3 protein-coding genes are annotated in these 4341 nt (G+C 42.8%); 1 reads left to right on the forward strand and 2 read right to left on the reverse strand.

Features of this window, described 5'->3' with window-relative positions:
• Window positions 1–591 precede the first annotated feature (591 nt).
• Window positions 592–1887, forward strand: coding sequence for an HhoA/HhoB/HtrA family serine endopeptidase (locus AC5590_RS18420; protein ID WP_169268891.1), 1296 nt, complete (start codon window positions 592–594; stop codon window positions 1885–1887).
• Window positions 1888–2082: 195 nt separating this feature from the next.
• On the opposite strand, the gene AC5590_RS18425 is transcribed toward AC5590_RS18420, so the two are convergent.
• Together AC5590_RS18425 and AC5590_RS18430 are read right to left on the reverse strand one after the other, a co-directional pair.
• A complete protein-coding gene (locus AC5590_RS18425) occupies window positions 2083–3330 on the reverse strand; it encodes a hypothetical protein (RefSeq protein ID WP_169268892.1) in 1248 nt (415 codons plus the stop codon).
• Window positions 3331–3341: 11 nt separating this feature from the next.
• Window positions 3342–3587: a hypothetical protein gene (locus AC5590_RS18430; RefSeq protein WP_169268893.1), complete on the reverse strand. Its 246-nt coding sequence runs from the start codon at window positions 3585–3587 to the stop codon at window positions 3342–3344.
• Between the last annotated feature and the right edge of the window lie 754 nt (window positions 3588–4341).

The raw sequence follows: 4341 nt of genomic DNA on the forward strand, positions 1-4341 counted from the left end.
CGTGAACGCGCAGCGTGTCCCTTTGGGACTCAGGGCTCAGGACTCAGCGTCTCCGAACGCGAGTGCGTGCCCGCAGGGCTTAGGAGATACCCGAAGGGGTTTCCCGACTTGGGGCGACTGCCGTTCAGAATGAACTTCTGTGCGACTGGCGGATGAATAAATGGTGAAACACCACACCAAATTTTCAATCTGGTGGTCTCCAATCAGTGGCGGGTTCTACCGTCTGAATTCTGAATTGCTGAATTCTGACTTGTTCTTCAAAAACATAGATTATAAACCATATGGTGAGGGCACAGCATTGCTGTGCCCTTATAATTAACCTGTGTTCTACCTAATGGAAAAGAAAAATTATTTTTTAATGAGTAACACAGTAAAATAGCCATACTAACAGGCTGGACTGTTATAATAAATCCGCTTTACTAACTGCTTTTTAACCCAATACGGTTCAGTTAAAGCTAAAAATCAACACCTACTGGTAACTGATAAGTGATAACTTTCTTATGGTAGATGACAATAAGCATCATAAAATATAAACCTTAAATAAGGAGATTATTTTCACCAGACACTAAGATATAAAATCAATAAAGTCTTATGAACAAAAAATACCTAAATAATAATCAAAAGCTTATCAAATTAAATATAGATGGTTTCGAGCACAAAAATAATCTCACAAACAAATTCTTTTGTAACAAACCGATAACTCACTTATTGTTACCACTTCTGGGAGTAGGAATTACATTTTTGAGTGCCTGCTCAATAAACTCATCCAGAAACGTCGAAGCTTCACGGGAGACTAATACTGCTAATGCTCAACCAGTCCAACAGTCTGCTACTCCAAATAACCGTCCTCTGACACCAACTCCAGAGGATAATAACTTTGTAGTTGCTGTGGTAAATAAGGTTGAACCTGCGGTAGTGCAAATTAATACTTCCAGAACTGTCAGAAGCCAAGTCCCAGAGATCTTAAATGACCCATTCTATCAACGGTTTTTTGGTCGGCAGATACCAGCACAGCCTCAAGAGAAAGTGGTGCGTGGTGTTGGTTCTGGTTTTGTGATTAATGCTAATGGACAGATTCTCACAAATGCTCACGTTGTCAACGATGCTGATACAGTATCGGTATCATTGTCCGACGGTCGTACTGTTGAAGGAAAAGTCTTGGGACAAGACAAATTGACTGATATTGCGGTTGTGCAAGTTCCACTAAATAACCTGCCAACTGTAGAACTGGCAACATCTCAGCGGGTTCAGCCAGGACAGTGGGCGATCGCAATCGGGAATCCCTTAGGTTTGCAAGAAACGGTAACAGTGGGCGTTGTTAGTGCAACGGATCGTTCTATTAGTGATATCGGTGCATCTGATAACCGCGTTGGTTATATTCAAACTGACGCAGCCATTAATCCTGGAAACTCCGGCGGACCACTGCTAAATGCTCGTGGTCAAGTTATTGGGGTCAACACAGCTATTATCCAGGGCGCTCAAGGAATAGGCTTTGCGATTCCCATCAACACCGCCGAGCGAATTGCCCAACAATTAATTACTCAGGGCAAAGTTGAACATCCCTTCATAGGGATTCAGATGGTATCCCTGACACCTGAACTTAAGCAACGGATTAACAGCCTTTCTAATAGTAACGTCCGCGTGCAAGCAGACCAAGGCATTCTGATTGTCCGCGTTCTTCCTGGTTCTCCGGCTGATAGAGCCGGAATACGTCCAGGAGATGTCATCCGACAAATCAACAATCAATCTGTTACCACTGCGGATACAGTGCAGCAGATAATTGATAAAAGTGGCGTTGGGGCAAACGTGCAAATGCAACTGCAACGTAATGACACAACCGTGCAAGTTACAGTACAACCTGGGTCGAGACCAGCAAATGCGCAATAACTTTGGGAGGATGCTTGGAAGTAAAAAAGCTCCCTAACGTTATCCACAACATTAGGCAATGCTTGCAGAAGTCATTTGGAGTCGCCCTGAATTTGCAACTGGGGCTTCTGTTAGCTGAGTTGCAAATTTGCGAATTTTGCATTTGCCATTCCACAGTACAAACTCCTTTTGACTTCTCAAGTTGCGATCACAAGGCTATTTTCTCCGGATTTTACTTAAATCCCAAGTATAATAACCAGTTTTTTCAGGAACTCTAGAGAATCTTCCTATCCGGTGACCTCTAGAAAGTTCATTATGCACGGCAGTTTTTATCTCTGCTAGTTCTTCAGCATTGAGTTCTCCATAAAGTCCTGTGATCACATCAGCTACGCTGAAGATTTTCCCGGAATTTTTCTGCAAGAGTATGCAGATGGCATCAATCAAAAATTTACCTTCATATTCAGGTACCATTGATGCCCTTTTTGCCTTGGGGAGTAGGAAGGGTTTCTTCTTTTTAGGTTTGATTATCTTGGATTTGACTTTACCATTTGCTGGTATTATCAAGCTTAAATCCAGAGTATAACACCCTGGCTCATCCGGAACGGCAGCCCAGTAACTCTTTTCTTTGCCGTGTGTCAGAGAGGATTGGATGCGACTTTTGACGATTTTGAACACACTTGGCTCTAAATCGCCAAAAAGTGAGCGCACAACAAAGTCTATATGACAGACACTTCCAGCATTCTCTCGCAATATTTTCTCTATCGCTTGCATTCGCGTGAGAACTTGGAACTGGGGCAGCATTGGAACATCTGTCCCAGGAGAGTAATCGTTATTCTGGGTTGGTATCTCCTTTTGTGGGGATGAAGTGGGTGATGTAACTACCGTGTTTTCTTCGTCGGGTGACTCCTCATCTAAATCTATGTGCTGGTCTTCATCGTCTGGGAGTTCTGAGTCGATCGCTTGTTGTTGTTCAACATCATCCAAATCTACGTCGGATGAGGACTCCGAGTCTGGGAGTTCTGAGTCGATCGCTTGTTGTTGTTCAGCATCATCCAAATCTACGTCGGATGAGGACTCCGAGTCTGGGAGTTCTGAGTTGATCGCTTGTTGTTGTTCAGCATCATCCAAATCTATGTCGGATGAGGACTCCGAGTCTGGGAGTTCTGAGTCCTTCGCTTGTTGTTGTTCAACATCAGAAATATTCTTGAACTGTTGTGGTGAGAAGGAATCTTGTTGGCTAGGAGTGGGTGCAAAAGACAACATCTCAACGACAGCCGTTAGATCGTCGCGTTCATCAACACCAGACCAGTTGGATAACAAGGCTTCTACATGGACAAGTTGCGATCGCGCAGTTCGCCATAAGCGTTCATACTCTTCAGTAAGAGCAGTATAGTACTCCCGTAATTCCAAAAGTGGCTCCAACAATGTTTGGGGTGGTGGCTCTAGTTTTCCCTTAGTAGTCATATAGCTTCAACTCAATCCAAATCAGTTTTAGATTTATAGGTCATTGGTCTAGGTTTAGCCTTTTGAGGCTTCATTAATGATTTTTTCGGTGGTTGAGGAGGACGACATTGTTCACAATATAACGGTCGAGAACCGTAAGTCTCGCGCTTCGCCGGAACACCGCATTCCTTACAGAGGAAGTTGAAAACCCGCGTATGAATCGTCCGTTTGTGTGCCTTAACAGTGTATTCTCTAACAGAGACTAATTTACTTGCCATAATCAGAATTTGTGAATTTTTGTCCGGTCAATATAGCTATTGGAGCAGAGGAGCTTGCAGAAATATGACGCAACCAGCACGTTTTTGCCACTCATTGACTTAGGGATAGCTTTTTGTGCAACGCCTGACGCAAAACTCCATTTTGTCAAGTCGAAAAGGCTTTCTCGTCGTTTGTGAAGATGAGAAATGGGTTTATAATAAACCCTCAAACACCTTTCTACGACCATATCTTATCCTTCACGCTAGCGCCAATGTTGTCACTCTAGCACAGCATCTTGTACTGACTGTGCCAATATGAGGCAAACACTAAATACGTTTTTTTGGAGAGTGCCATCGTTCTGCAAGATTGTCTTGAAGAGATCTTTGAGGCACTCGGACAGGGTGTAGGCATCAATACTACGAAGTAATACAGGGTTTTAACTACAAACAAGCAATTTATCTACATATTTTAATTAAAGCATTGCAAATTCCCTGTTGGTTCATTTAAGATTCATCATTTCAAACAAAAAAATAAGTTCTACAATTTTCAGATTTCCCTGGTTAATCTTTAGTGCTACTTGTAGCGTAGTTTTCACACACCATCAATGCACCATTACTCTACCATCACCGAATAATTTCGGCGGTATGTTTAAATCTGTCAAGGTTTGCATACATTGTTTTCAGACTTTTATCACATTTTTACTTTTCTCATTGAAGAAGAATTCACCCTAGTGGGAACGGCCACGCCTTACGGCTATCGGGTGTGCGCAGAGCG

This window comes from Brasilonema octagenarum UFV-OR1 (assembly GCF_963888615.1).
GTDB lineage: Bacteria > Cyanobacteriota > Cyanobacteriia > Cyanobacteriales > Nostocaceae > Brasilonema > Brasilonema sennae.